Raw genomic sequence first — 23,116 nt, forward strand, 5'->3', positions numbered from 1 at the left:
TGCGTGCGATGACCACGGGGGCGACGAGGGGCCGACCCCCGCGACCGAGCGGCGGCGACCACTGATGCGCGTCGACGCGACCGGGCGGTTCGTGGCGCTCGCCACCCTGGTGGTGGTCTCCCTGCTCGGCTCCGCGTACGCGCTGGGCCGCAGCATGGTGCCCGGCCCGGCCCGGCAGACCACCGGGGTCAGCGCGAGCGCGGACGACCCGAGCTTCGCCGACCAGCCGGCGCAGGGTGACCCCGGCCGGGGCGGGGCGCCGCCCTCCGCCACCGACGGACCCGGCGCGCCCACCGAATCCGGCCAGGACGGCCAGGACGGCGGGACCGCCCAGCCGCCGGAGACCGGGGGCGACGGCCTGTTCGGCGCCCGGGTCACCACCGGGTCGGCGCAGGTGGCGCTGACCTTCGACGACGGGCCGGACCCGCAGTACACACCGCAGGTCCTGGCGTTGCTGCGGGAGCACGGCGTCAAGGCCACCTTCTGTGTGGTCGGCGAGAACGCGCAGCGCCACCCCGACCTGATCCAGGCGATCGTGGCCGACGGCCACACCCTGTGCAACCACTCCTGGCACCACGACGAGCTGCTCGGCAAGCGGTCGACCGACGTCATCCGGGCCGACCTGCTGCGCACCAACGCGGCGATCCGGGCCGCCGTGCCCGACGCCGAGATCGCCTACTACCGCCAGCCGGGCGGGGCGTGGACCTACCCGGTGGTGTCGGTGGCCGAGGAGCTGGGGCTGATCCCCCTGCACTGGACCGTCGACCCGTCGGACTGGCGGGCCCCGGGGGCGACCCGGATCGTCCGCGACGTCTCCGCCGAGGCGCAGCCGGGCTCGATCGTGCTGCTGCACGACGCGGGCGGCAACCGGCAGGGCACGGTGGACGCGCTGCGCAGCCTCCTGCCGGACCTGGCGGCCCGGTTCCGGCTGGAGGCCCTGCCCACCGGCAGCGCCTGAGCCGGGGCCGCCCGGGCCGGGCATCACCTGGCGTCGGCCCCCGTCCAGCGGCGCCCGGGCCAACGGCCCCGCCCGGGCGGCGGTCCCGCTACCGTTGGTCGGATGAGCAGCGCCGAGCCGACGACCGACCGGGTGACCCGGGCCGACCTGCTGACCCCGGGCGAGGTGGCCGAGGTGCTGGCCCTGGCCCGCGCGGCGGGCGACGCCGACGGGGCCGACCCGTTCGACGAGCACACGCTGCTGCGGCTGCGCGACCCGCACGCCCCGGCGGTGCACCTCACGGCCCGTGCGCCCGGCGGCGCCCTGACCGGGTACGCGCACCTGGACACCACCGACCCGGCCGGCGGCGTCGGCGTGGAGCTGGCCGTGCACCCCGCGCACCGGCGGCGGGGCACCGGCCGGGCGCTGGCCCGGGAGGCCCTCGCGGCCGCCACCGGGCCGGTACGCGCCTGGGCGCACGGCGACCACCCGTCCGCCGCCGCGCTCGGCGTCGACCTCGGCCTCACCCGGGCCCGGGTCCTCTGGCAACTGCGCCGGCCGCTGGCCGACCCGCCGCCCGAGCCGCGCCTGCCCGACGGGGTGGCGCTGCGCGCGTTCGTGCCGGGGCAGGACGACGCGGACTGGCTCGCGCTCAACGCCCGGGCCTTCGCCAGCCACCCGGAGCAGGGCCGCTGGACGGCGGACGACCTGCGGGTACGCCTCGCCGAGCCGTGGTTCGACCCGGCCGGCTTCCTGCTCGCCGTCGCCACGGACACCGGCCGGCTGCTCGGCTTCCACTGGACGAAGGTGCACACCCGGCCGGGCGCGGCCGGCATCGGCGAGGTCTACGTGCTCGGGGTCGACCCGGCCGCGCACGGCGGCGGGCTCGGCCGGGCGCTCACCTCGGCCGGGCTGGCGTACCTGCGTCGGCGGGGGCTGGACCGGGTGATGCTCTACGTGGACGAGTCGAACGCCGGTGCGGTCGCCCTCTACGAGCGGGCCGGCTTCGCCCGCTGGTCCGCGCACGTCAACTACCACCTCGGCTGACGGCCCCGCCCCGGCACCCACACCGGCAATCCGTCGCGTCACGGAGGCGTCACGGCACGGCCTCGGCGCGATAACAGCTGCCCGGATATATCGCATTAATAGCGATAGTCGGCCGCGAGTTCACGAAATGGACAACCCTTCCTCAGCCTGCGGCAACCCGCCCGGCCGCACCTGTTCACTCCTCGTTCACTTGCGACCGGCGATCCGGCTACCTGGCCCTCCTAACTTTCAGTTCAGCCGGGTCACGCCGGCCCTCCCCCGGGCCACCCAGCCGGGAACGGCCCGTCCAGACGTGAAGGGAAACCCCTCAGGTGAAGCTCCAGCGGCACGGCACTATCGCCTGCCTCGCTCTTACTGCGGTGCTCGGTCTCAGTGCATGCGGCTCGGACAACAACGAGCCCGCCAGCGGCGCCTCCGCGTCCGGTTCGGCCGCCGCGGCCGACTGCGCCACCGGCACCCTGAACGCGCAGGGCTCGTCGGCCCAGAAGAACGCCATGGCCGAGTGGATCAAGGCTTACCAGCAGAAGTGCGCCGGCAGCACGATCAACTACGAGCCGTCCGGCTCGGGCGCGGGCATCCAGGCGTTCATCGCCGGCACCGCCGACTTCGCCGGCTCCGACTCGGCGCTCAAGCCCGAGGAGCAGCCGCAGGCCGACGCCAAGTGCACCGGCGGCCAGGCCATCCACCTGCCGATGGTGATCGGCCCGGTCGCCGTCGCCTACAACGTCAGCGGCGTGGACAACCTCCAGCTCAAGCCGGCCACCCTCGCGAAGATCTTCGCGGGCAAGGTCACCAAGTGGGACGACCCGGCGATCAAGGCCGACAACCCGGACGCCAAGCTGCCGTCGACCACCATCCAGACGGTGCACCGCTCCGACGAGTCCGGCACCACCGACAACTTCACCAAGTTCCTCGCCAAGACCTCGGCCGCGGACTGGACCTTCGAGAACGCCAAGGCGTGGAAGGCCCCGGGCGGCACCGGCGCGAAGGGCTCCGACGGCGTGGCCAGCTCCGTCAAGGGCGCCGACGGCTCGATCGGCTACATGGAGTGGTCCTTCGCCGAGAACGCCGGCCTGAAGATGGCCAAGATCGGTAACGGGGCGGGCGAGTTCGCCGAGCTGACCGCCGAGAACGCGGGCAAGACCATCGCCGGGGCCAAGATCGAGGGCCAGGGCGACGACCTGAAGATGTCGGTCGACTACGCCACCAAGGAGGCCGGGGCGTACCCGATCGTCCTGGTGACCTACGAGATCGTCTGCAGCAAGGGCATCGCCGCCGACAAGCTGCCGCTGGTCAAGGGCCTCCTGGGCCACGCCGCCAGCGCCCAGGGCCAGACCGAGCTGACCGAGCTGGGCTACGCCCCGCTGCCGGACTCGGTCCGCACCAAGGTCGAGGCCGCGGTCAAGAACCTCTCCTGACCGCGACCGACACCACCACCTCCCTCAACTCGAAGCGAGCGAGCAGATGGGTGAAACCCCTCCCCGCTCGGCCGACGCCGGCACCGGCGGGATCCGCGTGGCCTCGGGCCACGGGCGACCCGCCGGTGCCTCGGCGCGTGTGGCCGAGGCACCAGTCAGCACCCGTACCCCCGGCGGGGGCGGCCTCGGCGGCGGCGGTGGCCTGCCCCGGGCGCGGGCCTTCGGCGCGGAACGCGCCTTCCGCGGCCTGACCCTGGCCGCCGGCGCCGCCGTCCTGGTGATCATCGCCGCCATCGCGGTCTTCCTGATCGCCAAGGCGGTGCCGGCCCTGCGCGCCAACACCGCGAACTTCTGGACGTACGAGGGCTGGTCGCCCAACGACACCGCCCCGAAGTTCGGCATCGGCACGCTCGCCTTCGGCACGGTGCTCAGCTCCGCGCTGGCGCTGCTGATCGCGGTGCCGGTGGCGCTGGGCATCGCGCTCTACCTGTCCCACTACGCGCCGCGCCGGCTCGGCACCGCGCTGGGCTTCCTCATCGACCTGCTGGCCGCCGTGCCGAGCGTGGTCTTCGGGCTCTGGGGGCGGGACATCTTCGTCAACCCGGTGCGGGACTTCTCGGTCTGGCTGAACACCTACTTCGGCTGGATCCCGATCTTCGGCGGCGACGGCCCGTTCGGTAAGTCGATCATGCTCGGCGCGCTGGTGCTGGCGATCATGGTGCTGCCGATCGTCACCTCGCTCTCCCGCGAGGTGTTCCTCCAGACCCCGACCGCCAACGAGGAGGCGGCCCTCGCGCTCGGCGCGACCCGGTGGGAGATGATCCGCACCGCCGTCCTCCCGTACGGCCGCCCCGGCATCATCGCCGCCGTGATGCTCGGCCTCGGCCGCGCGCTCGGCGAGACCATCGCGCTGGCGATGACCCTCGGCATCACCTTCGGCATCTCGTTCAACCTGATCGAGAACGGCGGCAACACCATCGCCGCCAACATCGCCAACGCGTTCGGCGAGGCGAACGACACCGGGCGGGGCGCCCTCATCGCCTCCGGCCTGGTGCTGTTCACCATCACGCTGATCGTCAACATCACGGCGCGGGCGATCATCTACCGCCGCCGGGAGTTCACGGAGTCGGCCGCATGACCACCACCGTCGCCAACCACCGCACCCGGCCGCCGGCCCAGCCGGCCAGCCTCCGGGCGAAGCGGCTGCCGAAGTACGCCCCGCCGGCCATCGCCGTCGGGGCCGTCGCGGTCGCCGCCGCCGTCGTGTACGGCGCCGGCATCGGCGGCCCGGTGCTCGTCGTGGCCGTCGCCGCGCTGCTCTACCTGGCCGGCCTCTTCGCCGCCGCGCACGCCGTCGAGGGGCGGCGCTCGGCCCGCAACCGCACCTGGAGCGCGCTGATCCACTCGGCGTTCGTGCTGGCCGTGCTGCCCCTGGCGTCCGTGGTGTGGACGCTGGTCAGCAAGGGCGTCGAGCGCCTCGACGGCAACTTCTTCGGCACCTCGATGAACAACATCGGGGCCCGGGACGCCAACGGCGGCGCGTACCACGCGATCGTCGGGACGCTGGAGCAGGTCGGCATCGCCGCGCTGATCACCGTCCCGCTCGGCATCCTCTGCGCGATCTACATCGTCGAGTACGGCCGGGGCCGGTTCGCCTTCGCGATCCGGTTCTTCGTCGACGTGATGACCGGCATCCCGTCCATCGTCTCCGGCCTCTTCGTGCTGGCCTTCTGGGTGCTGGTCGTCTCGCCGGTGTTCAACGACGGTCGGCCGGGCTTCTCCGGCTTCGCCGCCGCGCTGGCGCTGAGCGTGCTGATGCTGCCCACCGTCGTCCGCTCCACCGAGGAGATGCTGCGGCTCGTCCCCGCGCCGCTGCGCGAGGGGGCGTACGCCCTCGGCGTGCCGAAATGGAAGACCATCCTGCGGGTCGTGCTCCCGACCGCGCTGCCCGGCATCGTCACCGGCGTCATGCTCGCCATCGCGCGGGCGGCCGGCGAGACCGCGCCGGTGCTGCTCGTGGCCGGCGGCGGCGCGGCGATCAACTTCAACCCGTTCGAGAACAACCAGTCGTCGCTGGCCCTGTTCGTCTACCAGCAGGCGGGCGACGCGTCGAAGTACGCCCCGGCCCGCGCGTGGACGGCGGCGCTGACCCTGGTCGCCCTCGTGCTGATCCTGACGATCGCGGCGAAGCTGCTGGCTCGCCGGAACCGGCTCGGCCGATGAATCCCGGAGGTACCACCACCATGGCCAAGCGCGTCGACGCCACCAACGTCACCGCCTACTACGGCGGCTTCAAGGCGATCGAGAACATCAACCTGACCGTCGAGCCGAAGACCGTGACCGCCCTCATCGGGCCGTCCGGCTGCGGCAAGTCGACGTTCCTGCGGTCGATCAACCGGATGCACGAGGTGCTGCCGGGCGCCCGCGTCGAGGGCGACCTCACCATCGACGGGCAGAACATCTACGACCGCGACGTGGACGTCACCGCCGTACGCCGCATGATCGGCATGGTCTTCCAGCGGCCCAACCCGTTCCCCACCATGAGCATCTACGAGAACGTGGTGGCCGGGCTGCGGCTCAACGGGGTGCGCAAGAAGTCGATCCTGGACGAGGCGGCCGAGAACTCGCTGCGCGCGGCGAACCTGTGGAACGAGGTGAAGGACCGCCTCGGCAAGCCGGGCGCGGGCCTGTCCGGCGGCCAGCAGCAGCGGCTCTGCATCGCCCGCACGATCGCCGTCGAGCCGCAGGTGGTGCTGATGGACGAGCCCTGTTCGGCGCTGGACCCGATCTCCACGCTGGCGATCGAGGACCTGATGTTCCAGCTCAAGGACAAGTTCACCATCATCATCGTCACGCACAACATGCAGCAGGCCGCCCGCGTCTCCGACCGCACGGCCTTCTTCTCGATCGAGAAGACCGGCGACCCGGGCCGCCTCATCGAGTACGACAACACCCAGAAGATCTTCAGCAACCCGAGCCAGAAGAAGACCGAGGACTACATCACGGGCCGCTTCGGCTGAGCCGCATGCAAGGAAGGGCCCCCTGTTAACGCATTCTGTTGCACAAGGGGCCCTTCCTAACCCGGCGGGCCGCCGGGCGGGCGGGCAGGCAGGGCGAGGGCGCTCAGCCGAGCACGAAGCGGGGCTCGCCGTCGGCCGGCAGCTCCAGGCGCGGGGTGATCGGCGTCGCCGCGTCGCGGTTGGCCGACGCCCGGGCCACCCCGGCCAGGTCACCGGCGGCGGCCACCTCGGCCAGCGTCACCAGGGTCGGCGGCAGCATGGTCAGCTCGCCGGCCTCCGCGCGGGCCAGGGCGTCCGCCGGGCGTACCCACATGGTGTGGTCGGCCTCGCCGGAGACGTCCCGGGTCCGCTGCCCGGCCGGCAGCAGGGCCACGAAGAAGTACGTGTCGAAGCGGCGCGGCTCGAACTCCGGGGTGATCCACCGGCTCCACGGCAGCAGCAGGTCCGAGCGGAGGGTCAGCCCCCGCCCGGCGAGCAGGTCGGCGAAGCCCCGGCGACGGGCCTCCAGGTCCTGCCGGGCGGACTCCCAGTCGTCCCCGCTGACGTCGCCCACCACGGTCGACGGGTCCGGCCCGGCCAGCAGCACCCCGGACTCCTCGAAGACCTCGCGGGCCGCGGCGCACACGACCGCCTGCGCGGCGTCCGGCGCGACACCCAGCCGCCCGGCCCAGCCCGCCGGCTCGGGCCCCGCCCAGTCGAGGTGCGCCGCCGAGTCGGACGGGTCCACGCCGCCGCCGGGGAACGCGTACACGCCGCCGAAGGCCATCGCGGCGGCGCGACGGATGACGTACACCTCGAAGTCGTCGCCGGCCGGGCGCAGCAGCAGCACGGTGGCCGCGACCCGGGGCCGCGCGGGCATGCCGCCCTCGGCGCGGAACCGCCGGGCGTGCGCGACCAGGGCCGGCGGGGCGGGGAAACCGTGGCTGTCGATCGTCATGCCGCGAGCGTAGTCCCGCAGGGTGGGTCCGCCGGTCCGGCGGCGGCGGGGGGTCCGCTCCCGCCCGGCTAGCGTGGTCGCATGACACGTTGGGGGATTCTGGCCACCGGAAACATCGCCGCCCACTTCGCCGAGGACCTGCGGCACGTGCCGGGGGCCGAGCTGGTCGCGGTCGGCTCGCGCACGGCGGAGTCGGCGCGGGCGTTCGCCGACCGGCACGGCGCACGGCGGGCGTACGGGTCCTGGGCGGAGCTGGCCGCCGACGACGAGGTGGACGCGATCTACGTGGCGACCCCGCACTCGGCGCACCACGAGGCGACGATGACCTGCCTGACGGCGGGCCGGGCGGTGCTGGTGGAGAAGCCGTTCACCCTCGACCTGGCCGACAGCACCGAGCTGGTCGAGGCGGCCCGCGCCCGGGGGGTCTTCCTCATGGAGGCCATGTGGATGCGCACGAACCCGCTGGTCCTGCGGGTGGTGGAGCTGCTCGCCGAGGGGGCGATCGGGCAGGTCACCGGCGTGCAGGCCGACTTCGGGGTGGCCGGGCCGTTCGCGCCGGAGAGCCGGATGCGGGCCCGCGCGCTGGGCGGGGGCGCGCTGCTCGACCTAGGCGTCTACCCGGTCAGCCTGGCCCACCTGCTGCTCGGCGTCCCGCAGCACGTGCGGTCGTGGGCGAAGATCGGCCCGGAGGGGGTCGACGAGAACACCGGCATCGTCTTCGGCTACGACTCGGGGGCCGTGGCGACGCTGAGCTGCGGCATGATCGGGGCGAGCCCGATGGTCGCCTCGATCACCGGCACCACCGGCCGCATCGACCTGCCCGCGCCGTTCTTCCGGCCGCCGTCGGCGACGCTGCACCGGGCCGGCGCGGAGCCGGAGACGATCCCGGCCGACCTGACCGGCGGCGGCTACCAGTACGAGGCGATCGAGGTGCAGCGCTGCCTCGCGGCGGGGCTGACGGAGAGCCCGCTGGTGCCGCACGCCACCACGCTCGAGGTGATGGGCCTGCTGGACGCGATCCGCGAGCAGATCGGCGTCCACTACAAGTGAGATGCAAGGAAGGGCCCCCTGTTAACGCCTTCTGTTGTACAGGGGGCCCTTCCTAACCGCCGGGCCGGTGCGCGCCGGGCGGTGAGACCGCCGGACGTCGCGCGCGGCGGGCGGTCGTCAGCCGAAGAGGGGGCGGACCAGCAGGTAGGTGACGCAGGCGATCAGCGCTGCCGCCGGGAACGTGATGATCCAGGCGACCACGATGTTGCCGGCGACGTTCCAGCGCACCGCGGAGAGCCGTTTGGTCGCCCCCACGCCCATGATCGCCGAGGTGATCGTGTGGGTGGTGGAGATCGGCGCGTGGAGCACCAGCGCGTTGAAGTAGAGCACCGAGCTGGCCACCGTCTCGGCGGCGAAGCCCTCCGGCGGGCCCAGGTCGATGATCTTACGGCCGAGGGTCCGGATGATCCGCCAGCCACCGGCGTACGTGCCGGCCGCCAGCATCGCCGCCGACGTCCAGAACACCCAGCCGGGGATGTGGGTCTTGTCGTCCTGGAAGCCGCCCGTGTAGAGGGCGAGGACCACGATGCCCATGGTCTTCGCGGCGTCCTGCATGCCGTGGCCGACGGACATGGCCGCCGCCGACGCGGTCTGCGCCCAGCGGAAGCCCCGGTTCAGCTTGCCCGGCTGCCCGTTGCGGAACAGCCACAGGATCGCCAGCATCAGCAGGTAGCCCAGCGTCAGGCCGACGATCGGCGAGAGCACCATCGGCAGCAGCACCTTCTCGCCGATGTTGATCCACTGCACGACGCCGCCGGTGGCCAGCAGGGTCGCCCCGACCAGGCCGCCGAACAGCGCGTGCGAGGACGACGACGGCAGGCCGAAGTACCAGGTGATCAGGTTCCAGGCGATCGCGCCGAGCACCCCGGCGAAGACGACCCCCAGGCTCGCGATGCCGGTGGGCAGGGTGACGAGGTTGTCGCCGACGGTCTTGGCGACCCCGGCGCCGAAGTGTGCGCCGACGAAGTTGCCGACGGCCGCGAGGGCGAGCGCGACCCGGGGTGTCAGGGCGCGGGTGGAGACGCTGGTCGCGATCGCGTTGGCGGCGTCGTGGAAGCCGTTGGTGTAGTCGAACGCCAGGGCCACCGCGATCACCGCCAGCACGGCGATGAGTTCGGGACTCACAGGATCAGGACTCCTTGACCGCGATGGTCTCGACGGTGTTGGCCACGTGCTCGAAGGCGTCGCAGGCGGCCTCCAGCTCGTCGGCGACCTCCTTCATCTTGAGCACCGTGAGCGCGTCGTACTCGCCGGAGAAGAGGCGGACCAGCAGCATCCGGTACGCCTGGTCGCCGTCGTTCTCCAGCCGGTTGCACTCGATCCAGTAGTCCTCGAGGTCCTTCATCGACTTGAGCCGGGGCATCGCCTCGGCGGTCAGCTTCGCCTGCTGGTCCAGCACGTTGACCAGCTCGTGCAGCTCGCGCGGGAGCGCCGGCAGCTTGGTCAGCCCGTAGAGGTAGAGCAGGTTGCCCACGGCCTCCAGGTGGTCCATCACGTCGTCGAGCAGCGACCCCAGCCGGTAGATGTCCTCCCGGTCGAACGGGGTGATGAAGGTGGAGTTGATCTTCTTGTAGAGGTCGTGGGTGATCTGGTCGCTGTCGTGCTCGACCTCGGTCAGCCGCTCGCTCACCGACTGCACGTCCACGCCCGGCAGGGCCAGCTCGTTGAGCAGCTCGGTGCCCCGCACCAGGTTCTGCGCGGCCCTGGTGAAGAGCTCGTAGAAGGCGCCCTCGGTGGGGCGGAAGGAAAACTTCACAGCCTGGACCTCGTCGTGTCGGTGGAAGGGTGGCGGACGCCCCGGGGGTGCCTGCAACGGGAATGCTAGGAAACGGCCGGGCCGCGAATTCGTCGGCCCACCCCTGGCCAGCCGCCATTTACTGGTAGTTCACCTGTCGTTCACCTGGAACCGGGCACCCGGCCCGCAACCACCGGGCACCGGCCCACGAGCGCCGGCCGACCGCCGGACGACGCCCGGCCAGCTCACCGCCGGTCAGCCGCCGCGAAACCGGCCGGTCAGCCGCCGCGCAGCCGCCTGCGCTCCGCCGCCACGTCGAAGTCCGCCGGCGGATACCCGAGATCCAGGTCGTCGAACGTCTCCCGCAGCAGGTGCGCCACCGCCCAGTCGCGGTACCACTTCCGGTCGGCCGGCACCACGTGCCACGGCGCGGCGTCCGTGCCGCACCGGCTCAGGGCCTCGGCGTACGCGGCCTGGTAGTCGCCCCAGCGGGCCCGGGAGTCCAGGTCGCTCGGGTGGTACTTCCAGTGCTTCGTCGGGTCGGTCAGCCGGGCCAGCAGCCGCTCGCCCTGCTCCGCGTACGAGATGTGCAGCATGACCTTGAGCAGCCGCACCCCGGAGCCGGTCAGCTCCCGCTCGAAGGCGTTGATCTGGTCGTACCGGGCCCGCCAGGTGGCCTCCGACACGAGCGACTCCACCCGGGCGATCAGCACGTCCTCGTAGTGCGACCGGTTGAAGACCCCGACGTAGCCGGACGGTGGCAGGGCCCGGCGGATCCGCCACAGGAAGCCGCGCCGCCGCTCCCGCGGCGTCGGTGGCCCGAACGACCGGATGTGCAGCCCGAGCGGGTTCATCGCCCCGGCGACCCGCCGGATCGTGCCGTCCTTGCCGCCGCAGTCCATGGCCTGCAACACCAGCAGCACCCGGTCGGGCCGGCCCCGCCCCAGTGCGGCGTCGGCCGCCGCGGTAGCGCCGGCGGGCGCGCCCCGACCTGCGGCGGCCTGCGCGCCGGCGTACAGCATCTCCTGCTGCCGCCCCAGGGCCGCGCCGAGCATCCGCACCTGCTCCCGCGCCCACGCCTTGCGGCCTCCGTCGCCCTCGGCGGCGACCGGCGGCAGCCCCGGCGTCGACCGGGGGTCGATCGCCGCCAGGTCGACGGCGCCCCCGCCCACCCGCAGCAACTCCCGCATCGTCGCCCCGTGGGGCGGCACGACGTCCCGGACCGCGCGGCCGGCAGCCGACCGCGCACCATCGAACCCGCTCATGACTGGATCATCACCTACCCCGGCCACTCCCGCCCGTCGGGCGCGGTGTCACGTTCGCGGTCGCCGGCGGCGGGCCGTGGGCGGGCCGGGCTCAGACCACCAGGGCCAGCCACTTCCGGTACGCCGTGGCGAACGGCTCGCTGCCGTCGCCGAGCACGCCCAGCAGCCAGCGGGAGGCGGTCTCCGCCTCGGCCACCAGGTCGTCGGGGTAGCCGAACTGCTCGCGGTGCTCGGCGAACTCGTCCTCGTCGCGCAGCTCGACCAGGCCGGTGCCCCGGCGGCGCACCACGTCGAGGTCGAGGTCGAACAGGTGGACGGTGTCGTCGCCCTCCCAGCGGGCCGGGGTGGCGATGTCGCAGTAGACCTCGCTCGTGCGCGGCGGCGGGTTGAACATGCACGTCCACCAGGCGTGGTGCGGCACCAGCAGGACGAAGGGGATCTGCTCGACCGACGGCTGGCCGTGGTAGATGGACTCGGTGCCGGCCGGCACGCCGAGCCACACGCCGAGATCGTCCGTGGCCAGGCGGCGGGCCGGGTAGTCGCGGTGGGCTCTGCCGTCGTACTTGCGGTAGATCACGCGGACCACGTCGCTCGGCATGAGTCGCACCCTAGTCGATTCCGCCCACCCGTCGCGCGGGGGGAAGTAACGGAATCGATGCCGGGAGATTTCGTACGGTGACCCCGCCACGCGGGGCGGGGGCGGACCGGTGTCGGCGGCGACGGGTACCTTCGCACGGTGACTCCGCCGCGCACCGCTCCCGGTTCCGCCCTCCCCCGCACCTCCGCCCGGCGGCGCGGCAAGCGGGCCGACGCCGGTGAGCTGCTCGCCGCCGCGGTCGGCGCGGTCCCCGGCGGCGCGGCCCGCCCCGGCCAGCAGCAGATGGCCACGGCGATCTCCGAGTGCGTGGCCTCCGGCGAGCACCTGCTGGTGCAGGCCGGCACCGGCACCGGCAAGTCGCTGGGCTACCTGGCCCCGGCCCTCACCGTGGACGGCCCGGTGGTGGTCTCCACCGCGACCCTGGCGTTGCAGTCCCAGCTCGTCGAGCACGACCTGCCCCGGCTCGCCGAGGCGGTGGAGCCCGTGCTCGGCCGCCGGCCCACCTTCGCCGTGCTCAAGGGCCGCCACCACTACCTGTGCCTGGCCCGGCTGGACAACTCGACGGAGGACGAGCCGGCGGACACCCTGTTCGACGCCGTCGAGCCCCGGTCGGGCGGCGGGGGCGGGAGGTGGCTCGGCGAGGCGGGCCGGCTCGGCAAGCAGATCGAGCGGCTGCGCGACTGGGCGATGGAGACCGACACCGGCGACCGCGACGAGCTGGACCCGGGCGTCGACGACCTGGCCTGGCGGCTGGTGTCGATGCCGGCCCGGGAGTGCGTGGGGGCGTCCCGCTGCCCGTTCGGCGCGGAGTGCTTCGCCGAGGCGTCCCGGGCCCGCGCCCGCGAGGCCGACATCGTGGTGACCAACCACAGCCTGCTCGCCGTCGACATGATCGCCGGCCGGCACATCGTGCCGCCGCACAAGCTGCTGATCGTCGACGAGGCGCACGAGCTGGCCGACCGGGTCTCCTCGGCGGCCCAGGCCGAGCTGGTGCCGGAGCTGATCGACCGGTCCACCCGGCGGGCCCGGCCGCTGCTGCGTCCGGAGGTCGCCGAGCGGCTCACCGAGGCCGGCGACGCGCTCGCCGTCGGGCTGGCCGAGGTGCCCGCCGGCCGCCTCACCGCCGGGCTGCCCGGCCCGCTGCGCGAGGCGTGCACCCTGCTCGACGCCGCCACCCGGGCCGCGCTCGACGCGATCGGCGAGGTCAAGTCCGACGACCCGGACCCGGTCCGCAAGCAGCAGGCCAAGGCGGTGCTCGACGAGCTGTCGGCCACCGCCCAACGGCTGCTGGAGGAGTCCGAGCACGACGTGGCGTGGGTGGAGAAGCCCGACAACGGCAGCCGCCGGGCCCTGGTGGTGGCCCCGCTGTCGGTCGCCGGCACCCTCGCCGCCCACCTCTACGACGAGCGCACCGTCGTCGCCACCTCGGCGACCCTGGCGCTGGGCGGCCGGTTCGACACGGTGGCCCGGGCGCTGGGGCTGGAGGCGCCGCCGCCCGCCCCGCCGTCCCCGGCCGCCGCCGCGCTGGCCGCCGCCACCGCCCGGGGGGACGCCCCGGCCGGCGCGACGCCGGTGGCCGCCGCCCCGGGCAGCCGCCCCACCACCGGCACCGTGCCCGCCACGGAGGGGCCGGGCTGGCGGTCGCTCGACGTCGGCTCCCCGTTCGACTACGCCCGGCAGGGCATCCTCTACGTGGCGGCGCACCTGCCCCGCCCCGCCGCCTCCGGGCTGCCCGACGCGGCCGGCGAGGAGCTGCTGGCGCTGGTCGGGGCGCTGGGTGGGCGTACCCTCGGGTTGTTCTCCTCCCGGCGGGCCGCGCAGCAGGCGGCGGAGCTGCTGCGCGCGAAGACCGACCTGCCGGTCCTGCTCCAGGGCGAGGAGTCACTGCCGCTGCTGGTGCGCCGGTTCCGCGAGGAGCAGTCGAGCTGTCTGTTCGGCGTGATGTCGCTGTGGCAGGGGGTCGACGTGCCGGGCGACTCCTGCCAGCTCGTCGTGATCGACCGGCTGCCGTTCCCCCGGCCGGACGAGCCGCTCGCGGCGGCCCGCGCCGCCGCCGTGGACGCGGGCGGCGGCTCCGGGTTCTCCGCCGTCAGCGTGCCGATCGCGGCGGTCCGGCTGGCGCAGGGGGTGGGCCGGCTGATCCGGGCCACCGGTGACCGGGGCGTGGTCGCGGTGCTCGACTCGCGGCTGGAGACGGCCCGGGGCTACGGCCCGTTCCTGCGCCGCTCGCTGCCCCCGTTCTGGTACACGACGCGCCCGGAGGTGGCCCGGGGGGCGCTGGAGCGGCTCGGCAGGTCGTGACGCGGCCGGGCCGGCGGGGCTGGCTGTCGTTCGCCCGTCGGCCGGTCAGGGTGCCTGCGAGGCGACCACCACGGCGTCGGGCGGGGTGTCCGGCACCGTCCGCGCGGCGAGCCGGCGGACGGCCGTGTTGAGCACCGCGATCAGCGGCACCGACACCAGCGCGCCGGTGATCCCGGCGAGCACCACGCCCGCCGCGATGCCGATGATCACCGCGAGCGGGTGGATGGCCACCGCCCGGCCCATGATCAGCGGCTGGAGCACGTGCCCCTCGACCTGCTGCACGCCGATCACCACGCCGAGGATGATCAGGGCGGTGACCGGGCCGCTGTCGACCAGCGCCACCAGCACCGCGACCCCACCGGAGAGCGCGGCCCCGACGATGGGGATGAACGCGCCGAGGAAGACCAGCGCCGCCAGCGGGAACGCGAACGGGATGTCGAAGATCACCAGGAAGGTGCCGATGCCGACCGCGTCGATGAACGCGACCAGCACCGTGGCCCGCACGTAGGCGCCCAGCGTCTCCCAGGACGCCCGGCCGGCGTCGTCGACCTTCCACCGGGCCGCCACCGGCAGCAGCCGCACCAGGAACCGCCAGATCCGGCTGCCGTCACGCAGGAAGAAGAACGTGGCGAAGAGCACCAGCACGATGCCGGTGAGCACCTCGGCCAGGGTCGCCGCGGTGGAGACCGCCCCGCTGGTGAACCGCTCGGTGTTGTTGTTGATCCAGGACTGGGCCTCCTCGATGTACCGGTCGAGCTGGCTGTCCGACAGGTGCAGCGGGCCGGTCTTGAGCCAGTCCTGGATCTGCCGCACGCCCTCGGAGGACTTCTTGCTCAGCTCCGGCACGCCCTTGATGAACTCGTTGACCACCAGCGTCAGCGTGCCGACCACGGCCGCCAGGCCGCCGACCAGCACCACGGCCGTCGCCAGCGAACGGGGCAAACGCGCCCGCAGCAGCCAGCCCACGGCCGGCGCGAGCAGCGCCGAGAGCAGCATGGCGATGGCCAGCGGGATGATCACGATGCTGACGGTGGCGACGATCTTCAGCAGCGCCCAGAACACGACGCCGATGACGATCAGCCGCCACGACCACGCGGCCGCGATGCGCAGCGCGTGCGGCACGTCCGCGTCGTCGCGGCTGGAGGTGGAGTTGTGCAGCGCGGCGGGCGGCTCGGCACCGACCACGACCGCCGACGGCGGGGCCACCGGCCCCGGCGATCGGGGCGAGGCCACCCCCGCCCCGGCCGAGGCGTCGACGCTGCCGGGCGACGCCCGGCGGCCCGTCACGTCGGCCCGCCCGGTCGGGTCGGCGCGGGCCTGCCGCACCGCGTCCCGTCCCGACTCGTACGCGCGGTGCAGCCGTCCCCACACCCGCTCGAAGCGGCTCAAGCGCACCTCCCGCAGCAGAACCCGCCCGCCCAGACGACAGGGGTGGACAGGATACGTCCGACCGGCCCAGCCTAGGGCGGTTGCGCCAACATTGCCCTGGGGCTCGACCCCGTAACCACCGGCGGACCGGTCTGCGGGGACGCGGTACCGTTCCCGTCGTGACCGCCGATGACAGCCTCGACTCCGGCCTGCCGATCCGCCTGCTGCACGACCGGGTGCTGGTGCGGTTGGAGGGGAGCGAGGGTGAGCGCCGCTCCACCGCCGGCATCGTGATCCCGGCGACTGCCGCCGTCGGCAAGCGCCTCGCCTGGGCGACCGCCGTCGGCGTGGGTCCCCACGTCCGCTCGATCGTCTCCGGCGACCGGGTCCTCTTCGACCCCGACGACCGCTCCGAGGTCGAGCTCCAGGGCCGGGGCTACGTGCTGCTGCGCGAGCGGGACGTGCACGCCGTGGCCGCCGAACGCGTCGAGGCGGAGACCACCGGCTCCACCGGCCTCTACCTGTAAGGAAGGGCCCCCTGTTAACGCTTTCTGCATAGCAGGGGGCCCCTCTTGACACTCCTCCCCCGGGGCGCACCGTGCGCGGCCTGGCGGGGGCTGCTTCGTTTGCGGCCGTCCGCGACGGGAAGCCAGGCACGTCCAGCACCCTGGGGAGGGGAGCGTGTGCCGGTGTTCTGGAAAAAGGTGTTCCTCTGGGGCGGCGTCGCGTTCCTGATCTACTTCGTGGCGTTCCGGCCGGACGGCGCGGCGCAGGTGTGCAGGTCGGTCGGCGGGGGCCTGATGGCGATGGCGCAGGGCATGGGCGACTTCCTCACCGGCCTGACGACCTGAACGGGCCGTCCGCACACCCGCACACGCCGGGCCGTCAGCCCGTGCCGGGCCCGCCCGCACACCCGCCCGTGCCCGGCCGCCCGCCCACCCCGCACACGCCCGGCGTCAGCCCGTCCGTGGCGGCCAGGGCGGGGGCTGGTGGGGGCCGTACCAGCCGGGTGGGCCGTAGCCCGCCGGGTGGGCCGGTGGCGGGGGCGGCGGGACGAGCACCACCGGGATCGGCACGACCGGCTCGTCCGGCGCGTCGACGGCGCGCTGCGAGCCGTCGGGGAACCGCAGGTGGTAGCGGTGGCCGTCCCAGCTGCCGACGGGCGCCTGCGGGTCCCGTCCGACGAAGAACGACCGGTACGCGGTGAGCGCGTCCAGCAGCTCCCGTTCCTCCCTGATCGTCCGTTCCCGGTCGGCGGGCCGGCGGTCCAGCCCCCGGCGCATCCCGTCGCGCAGCAGCGCCAGCCGGGTGGCCGAGAACTGGTATCCCCGCATCGCCCTGAGGCCCGCGTCGCCGGCCACCCGACGGGCCCAGGTGCGGGCCGCGTGCCGCCGGCCGAGGCTGCCCAGCGACGCCACCTCGGGCGGGGTGAGCCAGCCGGCCCGCACGTAGTCGGGCAGGGTGCGTTCGGTCAGCCGCCCCTCCCAGCCGCGCAGCCAGATGGCCAGCCCGACCATGGCGAAGAAGATCGGCACCATCACGCCCAGGTAGCCGTACAGGGCGATCATGGCCTGGCCGGTGGCCTGGGCCAGCGACGGCAGCAGGTTCCAGGTGCCGTGCAGCATCATCGCCAGCAGCAGGCCGGCGAGCGGGGCGAGGAACCGCACCCGCCGGTCGGCCGTGCGGGCGGCGATGCCGAGCCCCACCCCGGTCATCGAGGTGAACAGCGGGTGCGCGAACCCGAACAGCAGGATCCGGACGATGAAGATCGCGATGACCTGCCGCGCGCCGGTGGCCGGGCCGTACTCGTCGACGCCGGAGGCGTAGCCGTAGCCGCCGAGGTAGAGGATGTTCTCCACCATGGCGAAGCCGACCGCCGACAGCCCGCAGTAGACCAGGCCGTCGGTGATGCCGGACCACTCGCGGCGGCGGAAGATCAGCAGCAGGATGGGCCCGAGCGCCTTCGTCAGCTCCTCGATGAACGGCGCGACGAGCACGCCGGTGAGGGCGTTCGGCAGCCCCCAGTCGGCGAACCGGGCGGCGAAGAACTCGTTCACGGTCAGCGAGGCGGCCGTCGAGACGAACGCGCCCCACGCGAAGCAGAAGATCAGGTATTTCAGCGGCTCCGGCTCGTACCGGTCGAGCCACAGGAAGCAGGAGACCAGCACCGGCACCGGCAGGATCGCGGCGACCACCCCGATCAGCAGCGCCTGCGGCCCGAGGTTGGAGCCGAGCACGAAGAGCATGTAGACCGCGCACGCCGCGATCAGCAGCACCACCAGGGCCAGCACCAGGAACCGTCGCCAGCCCAGCCGGCGCAGCGGCATCCGGGGGGCGGACCCGCCGGGCGGCGCGGGGACGTCGGGCGCGGTCCACGGCGGCACCGGCGCGCCGCCGGGTGGGGTGTCGGCCATTCTGTCAGCGTAGTCACCCCCCGCCGCCCGTTCCGGGCGCATCCGCCGACCGTTATCCTGTCGTCAGGTCACGAGCGCCAGCGTCAAGCCCCGGCTTGCTGGCCGGCAACCCTCGTCGAGTTCGCGGTGGGGTGCCCCGGGTGATGACCGGGCCCAGCCCCGTCCGGCGCTGGGCAAGCGCGGACCCCGTCTCCGGTGGCGTCACCCGGGGTCCCCGGACCCGGAGGTCGGCATGACCGTCACCCTCGTACCCCCGCCCGCCCCGCTGCCCGCGCGGACCGCGCCGGCGTCGTCGCGGCCGCTCGACGTGCTCGGCGTGCCGGGCCAGACCAACCTGGACCACGCGGCCAGCGCGCCGTGCGCGCGGGCGGCGGCCGACGCCGTGGCCGAGCTGCTCCCCTGGTACGCCAGCGTGCACCGGGGCGCGGGCGCGCTGTCGCGGCGCTGCACCCTCGCCTACGAGCGGGCCCGGCAGACCGTCGGCGACTTCTTCGGCGCCCGTCCCGGCGACCACGTGATCTTCACCCGCAACACGACGGACGCGTTGAACCTGCTGGCCCGCACCCTGCCCACCGGGACGACGGTGGTGACGTTCGCCGGTGAGCACCACGCCAACCTGCTGCCCTGGCCGCACGGCTCGGTGCGGCTGCCCGTGCCGACGGGCCCCGGCGAGGCGGTCCGGGCCCTGGACGCGGCGCTGACCGAGCTGCGCCGGGACGCGACGCCGGGGGCCGGGGGCCCGAGCCGCCCCGCCGGCCCGCCGGTGCTGGTGGCGGTCACCGGGGCGAGCAACGTGACCGGGGAACGCTGGCCGGTGGCCGAGCTGGCGGCCGTCGCCCGCCGGCACGCCGCCCGGATCGCCGTGGACGCCGCCCAGCTCGCCCCGCACGCCCCGGTCGACGTCGCCGCGCTGGGCGTCGACTACCTGGCGGTCTCCGGGCACAAGCTGTACGCGCCGTTCGGCGCGGGGGTGCTGCTCGGGCGGGGCGACTGGCTCGACGCGGCCCCGCCGTACCTGGCGGGTGGGGGCGCGACCAGCCACGTCGGGGACGCCACGCACGAGGTGCGCTGGGCCGCCGGCCCGGCCCGGCACGAGGCGGGCACCCCCAACCTGCTCGGCGCCGTCGCCCTCGCGGCGGTCTGCGCGGCCCTCACCGAGGCCGACCGGGACGAGCTGCACGCCCGGGAGCAGGCCCTGCTGGCCCGGCTCCGGCAGGGCCTGGCCGCCCTGCCGCACGTGGTGGAGCTGCGTACCTTCGGCCCGGACGCGCCCCGCGTCGGCATCGTCTCGTTCGTCGTCGCCGGCCGGGACTCGGGCGAGGTGGCTGCGGAGCTGGCGGCCCGGCACGACGTCGGGGTCCGCGACGGGCTGTTCTGCGCACACCCGCTGGCCCGGCGGCTGCTCGCCGAGGCGGCGGCCCGCAGCGGCCGGGCGGACCTGCCGCCGACCGCCCTGCGGGCGAGCCTCGGCCTGGGCAGCACGGCGCGGGACGTCGACCGCCTGCTGGCCGCCCTCGCCGAGCTGGGCTGACCCGGTCGGCGGGGCTGAGCGCGGCCCGGCCCGGCCGCTCAGCCGACGGACGGGGCGGGGCTGAGCGCGGCCCGGCCGCTCAGCCGACGGACGGGGCGGGGCTGAGCGCGGCCCGGCCGCTCAGCCGACGGACGGGGCGGGGCTGAGCGCGGGCCGGCCGCTCAGCCGACGGACGGGGCGGCGGGCGACCTGCGGGGGCCGGGCTCGCCTTCGTCCGCCTCCGGGGCCGGCTTCTCCTGCTCGCCGAAGGACTCCCGGACCAGCCGGTTCGCCTCCTGCTGCTCGATGCCCGAGGCCACCAGCAGGTCGCTGGCGGTGGTCCGCACCTGCGCGACCACCACGCTGCCGGAGAATCCGACCCCCTGCTCGTACGCCCGGCCGGCCTCGCTGACCGCGCGCAGGGACCGTTCCCGGGCCTTCTCCGGCTCCGCCCCGACGGCGAACTCGTGGCGGAGCAGGCGGACCGCCTCCGCGAGGTGGCCCACCGCGTCGGGCATGGGGCCGGGCACCGGCTCGCCGTCCTCGATCATGGTGACCGAGCGCCGGATCAGGGTGCCGCTGTTGCGCATCGCCCGGTCGATGGGCTCGGCCGCCTCGGCGTAGTGGGTCAGCTCGCTGCGCCGGTGCCAGCGGGCCGGGGAGAGGGTGCTGGTCTCCTTCGCGCCCTCGATCGCCTCCGTGAAGGTGGCCAGCTCCGCCTTGTTCTCCCGGAGCCGCTCCAGTGCGCCCTGGGCGCTGTCGCGGTCCCGGTCGCGCAGCGCGGCGGCGGCCACGTCGAGCTGGTCGGCGAGCAGGTCGAGCGCCGGCCGGGCGGCCCGGTTGATCACCCGCAGCGGGTTCAACGGCAGCAGGATCGCCGTCACCACCAGCGCGATCCCGCCGCCGACGAACGCGTCCACGAAGCGGGGTATCTCCAGGTTCTCGGTGGACGGGCTGAGCGTGACGATCAGCACGGCCGTCGCGGCGGCCTGGATGACGATCGCCACGCTCGCGCCGAAGAAGATGGTCAGCAGGATCGCCGCCGTCACCACCATCCCGAGCTGCCAACCGCCGGTGCCCAGGAAGTAGATCAGCACGTCGCCGAGGAACACCCCGACCGCCACCCCGATGATCAGCTCGACGGTGCGCCGCAGCCGCTGGCCGACCGACGCGGCGAGGGTGCCGACCGCCGAGATCGGCGCGAAGACCGGCTGCGGGTTGTGCAGCAGCTCGTGGGAGACGATCCAGGCCAGCGCCGCGGCCAGCCCGGCCTGGACGGCCAGCCCGAGCGCCATCCGGACCCGGTGCAGCCGGTCGTGCAGCGTGGCCTTGCCCCGGTGGCGCAGCTGTTCCATCGCCGCCGCGATCCGTGGCGCGTCGACGTCGCCGCCGTTGCCGTCGCGCATCGTGGCGCGCCCCAGCAGCGAGGGTCGGCGGTCCCGGGCCACGGCCATGGCGGGGACTACCCGTAGCGGGGACGGCGAATCCTCGCCCGCTGCGGCAGACTCGGCCGGGTGACGGAGCTGGACGACGGGCGGGGGGCCTGCCTGGTGGCCCGGTGGCGGGCGGCGGTGCGGGGCGCCGGCGCACCCGACGGCCCCGCGCTGACCCGCGCCGGGCAGGAGCTGCTGGCCCGCTGGCGGGAGCCGCACCGCCACTACCACACGGTCCGGCACCTGGCCGCCGTCCTCGACGTGGTCGACGCGTACGCCGGCTGCGCCGGTCGTCCGGACCTGGTCCGCCTCGCCGCCTGGTGCCACGACGCGGTCTACGACCCGCGCGCCGCCGGGGACGCCAACGAGCGTGCCAGCGCCGATCTCGCCGAGGGGCTGCTCACCGGGCTCGGGGTGCCGCCGGCGGCGGTGGCCGAGGTGCGCCGGCTGGTGCTGCTCACCGCCGGGCACGCGGTCGCCGCCGACGACCGCGACGGGGCGTTGCTCTGCGACGCCGACCTGGCCGTGCTGGCCGGGCCGCCCAAGGAGTACGACCGCTATGCCGCCGCCATCCGCCGGGAGTACGCGCACGTGCCGGACGGGGACTTCCGCTGCGGCCGGGCGCGCATCCTGCGCTCCCTCCTGTCCCTGCCCACCCTCTACCACCACCCCCACCTGCAAACCCACTGGACCCCGCAGGCCCACGCCAACCTCACCCGCGAACTGACCACCCTCACTCCCAGCCCCCACACCCCCCACACCCCCTGACGCCACCCCCTCTTCGTGATCTTGCACTTACGGCCCCGACATAAGGTATGAAAACCCCAAGAGGTGGGCCCAAAGTGCAAGATCGCCGAGGTCGGGGGGCGACGCCGAGGGGGCTAGCTAGAGGTAGAGGTAGCTAGGTAGAGTACGACCATGTCCACATCGGAAGTGCGGATGACGCTGGCGACACAGCGGGTGCTGCGGGTCCTCCTGGACAAGCCCGCCGAGGCGAGATACGGCCTGCAGATCTGCGAGGAGGCCAACCTGGCCAGCGGCACCATCCACCCGATCCTGGCCCGCCTCGAGAAGGTGGGCTGGCTGGAGTCCCACTGGGAGAACGTCGACCCGCATCGGGCCGGACGGCCGCGCAGGCGCTACTACCGGCTGAGCCCGGACGGCGCACAGCAGGCGCGCACCGCCCTGGCCGCGGTCGAGGCCCGCCGTTTCCGCGGTGCGAACCCGGCCCTCCCGGGTGGGCTCGCATGAGCTTCCACGCATACCACCTGTCCCGCGACCTCGAAGTGCTCTCCGCCCTCTCCGAGGACCTGGCGCAGCGGATTCCCGAAGGTCGCCCGTTGGCTGACGAGATCGCCCGGCTGGACCGCGAAGTGATCGCCATCGTTCACGACCTGGAGAACCGCGACGACCGACGCGCCTACCGCCGGGTGTGCGATCTGGACCAGGCCCTGACCCGGGAACTCGACAGGACTCTCGCCCTCGCCGAGGGAACCGCGTGGCGGACGGGCGACAACAGCGCCCGGGTCAGCTTCCTCGTCCGGTGTTTCCATCTCGCCTGCCGCAGCGCCGAGGACCTGCGACTCGCCCTCACCGGCGGGTACGGGACCTTCGCGCACGTCGGGATCCGCGTACACCTCGATCGCGACCTCGCCGAGGATCTCGGACGATCCGAGGCGCACCTCGCCGAGGACATCCCGCCGATCGACGCCGAGCTTCAGCCGCGAAGGCAGGCGTTACGCATGGTCGACTTCATCGTCCGGATCCTTCCGCCGGACCAGCGGGCACGGTACGACGAGGAGCTCCGGGCCGAACTGTACGGGCTCGCGGAAGAGAGGCGCACCTACGGGGCACAACTGCTCTACGTGCTGAGGCAGTTCAACCGGATGTTCGAGCTTCGGTACGAGCTGCGCCGCCCGTCACCGCGCCGGCTGGCACAACCCCCGGATTGAGGTGGGCGCGGATCGTCCCGACGGCCGGGGGACGAACCGTTTCCCGACCCGTCGATCTCGGGAGGGGCGCGAGTGACGATGCGCCGTAAGGGGCCTTCGGGCCCGCGAGGAAACCAGCGGACCAAAGCCAA

22 protein-coding genes and 1 riboswitch are annotated in these 23,116 nt (G+C 74.1%); of the genes, 14 read left to right on the top strand and 8 right to left on the bottom strand.

Features of this window, described 5'->3' with window-relative positions; genetic code table 11:
• Positions 1–64: 64 nt before the first annotated feature.
• The 6 genes from O7628_RS09275 (at position 65) to pstB (ending at position 6,422) form a co-directional block, all read left to right on the top strand.
• A complete protein-coding gene (locus O7628_RS09275; RefSeq protein WP_278136263.1) occupies positions 65–958 on the top strand; it encodes a polysaccharide deacetylase family protein in 894 nt (297 codons plus the stop codon).
• 102 nt (positions 959–1,060) lie between these two features.
• Positions 1,061–1,984 carry a mycothiol synthase gene (gene mshD, locus O7628_RS09280; protein WP_278129642.1) on the top strand — a complete coding sequence of 308 codons (924 nt, stop codon included), beginning with the start codon at positions 1,061–1,063 and terminating at the stop codon, positions 1,982–1,984.
• 311 nt (positions 1,985–2,295) lie between these two features.
• The gene (gene pstS, locus O7628_RS09285; protein WP_278129643.1) at positions 2,296–3,402 is read left to right on the top strand and encodes a phosphate ABC transporter substrate-binding protein PstS; all 1,107 of its coding nucleotides are present in this window, start codon (positions 2,296–2,298) and stop codon (positions 3,400–3,402) included.
• A 46-nt stretch (positions 3,403–3,448) separates the two neighbouring features.
• On the top strand, positions 3,449–4,540 hold the full coding sequence (gene pstC, locus O7628_RS09290; protein WP_074472380.1) for a phosphate ABC transporter permease subunit PstC: 1,092 nt from the start codon (positions 3,449–3,451) through the stop codon (positions 4,538–4,540).
• Positions 4,537–5,625, top strand: a complete 1,089-nt coding sequence (pstA, locus tag O7628_RS09295) for a phosphate ABC transporter permease PstA (protein ID WP_278129645.1) — start codon at positions 4,537–4,539, stop codon at positions 5,623–5,625. The genes pstC and pstA overlap by 4 nt, the downstream gene beginning before the upstream one ends.
• A 20-nt stretch (positions 5,626–5,645) precedes the next feature.
• On the top strand, positions 5,646–6,422 hold the full coding sequence (gene pstB / locus O7628_RS09300) for a phosphate ABC transporter ATP-binding protein PstB (protein WP_074472378.1): 777 nt from the start codon (positions 5,646–5,648) through the stop codon (positions 6,420–6,422).
• Positions 6,423–6,525: 103 nt separating this feature from the next.
• Here pstB and O7628_RS09305 read toward each other — a convergent pair whose 3' ends face one another.
• A complete protein-coding gene (locus O7628_RS09305; protein ID WP_278129648.1) occupies positions 6,526–7,359 on the bottom strand; it encodes an NUDIX domain-containing protein in 834 nt (277 codons plus the stop codon).
• 81 nt (positions 7,360–7,440) lie between these two features.
• On the opposite strand from O7628_RS09305, the gene O7628_RS09310 reads away from it, so the two are divergent.
• A complete protein-coding gene (locus O7628_RS09310) occupies positions 7,441–8,409 on the top strand; it encodes a Gfo/Idh/MocA family oxidoreductase (RefSeq protein WP_278129650.1) in 969 nt (322 codons plus the stop codon).
• 117 nt (positions 8,410–8,526) lie between these two features.
• Here O7628_RS09310 and O7628_RS09315 read toward each other — a convergent pair whose 3' ends face one another.
• The 4 genes from O7628_RS09315 to O7628_RS09330 all read right to left on the bottom strand — a co-directional run bounded on the left by O7628_RS09315 (position 8,527) and on the right by O7628_RS09330 (position 12,007).
• Positions 8,527–9,534, bottom strand: coding sequence for an inorganic phosphate transporter (locus tag O7628_RS09315; protein WP_074472375.1), 1,008 nt, complete (start codon positions 9,532–9,534; stop codon positions 8,527–8,529).
• Positions 9,535–9,538: 4 nt separating this feature from the next.
• Complete coding sequence (locus O7628_RS09320; protein WP_043965192.1) at positions 9,539–10,165, bottom strand: DUF47 family protein; 627 nt, start codon at positions 10,163–10,165, stop codon at positions 9,539–9,541.
• Between the two features lie 257 nt (positions 10,166–10,422).
• A complete protein-coding gene (locus tag O7628_RS09325) occupies positions 10,423–11,334 on the bottom strand; it encodes a PPK2 family polyphosphate kinase (RefSeq protein ID WP_278136264.1) in 912 nt (303 codons plus the stop codon).
• A 166-nt stretch (positions 11,335–11,500) separates the two neighbouring features.
• Positions 11,501–12,007 (bottom strand): DUF402 domain-containing protein, encoded by a 507-nt coding sequence (locus O7628_RS09330; RefSeq protein ID WP_178066558.1) that lies wholly within the window; start codon positions 12,005–12,007, stop codon positions 11,501–11,503.
• Positions 12,008–12,145: 138 nt separating this feature from the next.
• Between O7628_RS09330 and O7628_RS09335 the strand changes: the two genes are divergently transcribed.
• Positions 12,146–14,308 (top strand): ATP-dependent DNA helicase, encoded by a 2,163-nt coding sequence (locus O7628_RS09335; RefSeq protein ID WP_278129655.1) that lies wholly within the window; start codon positions 12,146–12,148, stop codon positions 14,306–14,308.
• Between the two features lie 45 nt (positions 14,309–14,353).
• Here O7628_RS09335 and O7628_RS09340 read toward each other — a convergent pair whose 3' ends face one another.
• A complete protein-coding gene (locus O7628_RS09340) occupies positions 14,354–15,730 on the bottom strand; it encodes an AI-2E family transporter (RefSeq protein WP_347405231.1) in 1,377 nt (458 codons plus the stop codon).
• Positions 15,731–15,855: 125 nt separating this feature from the next.
• Here O7628_RS09340 and O7628_RS09345 point away from each other — a divergent pair, with 125 nt between their 5' ends.
• Positions 15,856–16,203, top strand: coding sequence for a co-chaperone GroES (locus O7628_RS09345; RefSeq protein ID WP_178067867.1), 348 nt, complete (start codon positions 15,856–15,858; stop codon positions 16,201–16,203).
• A gap of 162 nt (positions 16,204–16,365) precedes the next feature.
• The gene (locus O7628_RS09350; RefSeq protein WP_176734729.1) at positions 16,366–16,527 is read left to right on the top strand and encodes a hypothetical protein; all 162 of its coding nucleotides are present in this window, start codon (positions 16,366–16,368) and stop codon (positions 16,525–16,527) included.
• 105 nt (positions 16,528–16,632) lie between these two features.
• Here O7628_RS09350 and O7628_RS09355 read toward each other — a convergent pair whose 3' ends face one another.
• The gene (locus tag O7628_RS09355) at positions 16,633–18,132 is read right to left on the bottom strand and encodes a PrsW family intramembrane metalloprotease (RefSeq protein ID WP_074472372.1); all 1,500 of its coding nucleotides are present in this window, start codon (positions 18,130–18,132) and stop codon (positions 16,633–16,635) included.
• Between the two features lie 24 nt (positions 18,133–18,156).
• Positions 18,157–18,276, top strand: a riboswitch (SAM riboswitch).
• A gap of 46 nt (positions 18,277–18,322) precedes the next feature.
• On the opposite strand from O7628_RS09355, the gene O7628_RS09360 reads away from it, so the two are divergent.
• Entirely contained in the window at positions 18,323–19,621 is a 1,299-nt protein-coding gene (locus O7628_RS09360) for an aminotransferase class V-fold PLP-dependent enzyme (protein ID WP_278129659.1), read from the top strand.
• A gap of 161 nt (positions 19,622–19,782) precedes the next feature.
• Here the strand turns inward: O7628_RS09360 and O7628_RS09365 are convergent, their stop codons facing one another.
• A complete protein-coding gene (locus O7628_RS09365) occupies positions 19,783–21,006 on the bottom strand; it encodes an FUSC family protein (protein ID WP_278136265.1) in 1,224 nt (407 codons plus the stop codon).
• 108 nt (positions 21,007–21,114) lie between these two features.
• Between O7628_RS09365 and O7628_RS09370 the strand changes: the two genes are divergently transcribed.
• The 3 genes from O7628_RS09370 to O7628_RS09380 all read left to right on the top strand — a co-directional run bounded on the left by O7628_RS09370 (position 21,115) and on the right by O7628_RS09380 (position 22,985).
• Positions 21,115–21,801, top strand: a complete 687-nt coding sequence (locus O7628_RS09370) for a metal-dependent phosphohydrolase (protein WP_278129661.1) — start codon at positions 21,115–21,117, stop codon at positions 21,799–21,801.
• Between the two features lie 150 nt (positions 21,802–21,951).
• Positions 21,952–22,284, top strand: a complete 333-nt coding sequence (locus tag O7628_RS09375) for a helix-turn-helix transcriptional regulator (protein ID WP_246384172.1) — start codon at positions 21,952–21,954, stop codon at positions 22,282–22,284.
• Positions 22,281–22,985 (top strand): hypothetical protein, encoded by a 705-nt coding sequence (locus O7628_RS09380; RefSeq protein ID WP_278129664.1) that lies wholly within the window; start codon positions 22,281–22,283, stop codon positions 22,983–22,985. Before O7628_RS09375 ends, O7628_RS09380 begins: the two co-directional genes overlap by 4 nt.
• Positions 22,986–23,116: the final 131 nt, after the last annotated feature.

Origin of the sequence: Micromonospora sp. WMMD956 (assembly GCF_029626125.1) — a bacterium.
GTDB classification, from domain to species: domain Bacteria; phylum Actinomycetota; class Actinomycetes; order Mycobacteriales; family Micromonosporaceae; genus Micromonospora; species Micromonospora carbonacea.